General features: G+C 61.6%; 2 protein-coding genes. One reads left to right on the top strand and one right to left on the bottom strand.

What is annotated here, in order from left to right; all coding sequences use genetic code 11:
* The first annotated feature begins 22 nt into the window (after positions 1–22).
* A complete protein-coding gene (locus P0D96_RS47990) occupies positions 23–106 on the top strand; it encodes an SHOCT domain-containing protein (RefSeq protein WP_408321337.1) in 84 nt (27 codons plus the stop codon).
* Positions 107–184: 78 nt separating this feature from the next.
* On the opposite strand, the gene P0D96_RS47985 is transcribed toward P0D96_RS47990, so the two are convergent.
* The gene (locus P0D96_RS47985) at positions 185–931 is read right to left on the bottom strand and encodes a hypothetical protein (protein ID WP_132378149.1); all 747 of its coding nucleotides are present in this window, start codon (positions 929–931) and stop codon (positions 185–187) included.
* Between the last annotated feature and the right edge of the window lie 302 nt (positions 932–1,233).

The raw sequence follows: 1,233 nt of genomic DNA, 5'->3' as shown, positions 1-1,233 counted from the left end.
TGGTTTCGGCGTAACCGACGAGATCGAAAAGCTTGACCGTCTGAAATCGGCAGGGGCCATTTCGGAAGCGGAATATTCGCGCCTGCGAGCCCGGCTCGTGCAGTAGTCAGGGTTTACGGGTCGACCCGAAGATCCTCTGCCTGGCGGGCGCGGGCCTGGAACCGACCCTTGCCCGCGCCCTCCGCTATTGCGAGACCTGGTAGATCATGGGCCCTTGGCGGTACGGACGGGGAAATGACCCGGCCCAGTATCCCGCCCGGTAGACCGGATAGGCAATGGGACTGGCAACGGCGACGACCGGCTGCACCACGGCCTGAACCGGGTATTCCTGCACCTCCTCCTGGGGATAGACCGGAACGTACTGGACAGCCGGTGGAGGGGGCGCTGCATAGGCCTGTTGCACGTACACCGGCTGCGGATAGTTCGACGGACCGCTTTCAAAAACCGGCGCTTGCGCATAGACGGGCGCCTGCTGGTAACGCGTCGGCGGTGGCGCGTACTGCGGCTGCTGCGCAACCATCTGATACCCGGGCTGGGCCGGCAATGCGCGCTGGGCGACGTGCGGTTGGGGGACGGGGACGGGCGCCTGCAAGGCCTCGTCGTCTGGCATGGCGGGCGGGAGCGGCGGCACATCGTGCGACTGGACCTGCTTAGCCGGACTCTTCAACTGATCCCGCAAAGAAGCGTACGTCTCGGCGTCCTCCTTCGCCCGAGCAACGTATCCACTATGGTAGGCATTGCTCAGGTCTTTCTGACGTGCCTGGTTTTCCTCATCGGCGGTCATACGTTCGTCACCGGGGTCGAGCGATGCATCCGTCCCGCCGTTGTCATAAGCGGACTTCGGACCATCGGCCCATGCTGGAATGGATTGCAGCGATGGCGCAAAAGCCACCGAAGCAACTGCAATGCCTAACAACGATTTAATTTTCATGGTTTCACCTCGCAGCTAGAGAGAAATGGAAGCGCTCCAGCCACCTCCCGGTGGGCCTCGTGCCGATACGCAACGTCGTGCGGCGCACCAGAAGGCGACTTCCTCGTGCCTGCACAGCGCTGGCTGGTAGTCCTGACTTTTGAGCATTTCCCGGCCTCTTTCAGAACGGCGCAGTCTGGCTAACTAATGGATTAGCGGTCGCAAACCGTCCGTAAATGGCGCTTAACAGGGCCGCGGCGCTAACATTCACATTTCGCCAATCGCAACACGGCTATCCATTTCTCATTTGCAGCTGCTTCCTT

The sequence above is a fragment of the Paraburkholderia sp. RL17-347-BIC-D genome (assembly GCF_046027915.1).
Lineage (GTDB): Bacteria > Pseudomonadota > Gammaproteobacteria > Burkholderiales > Burkholderiaceae > Paraburkholderia.
This window is presented reverse-complemented; position numbering and strand designations above follow the sequence as displayed.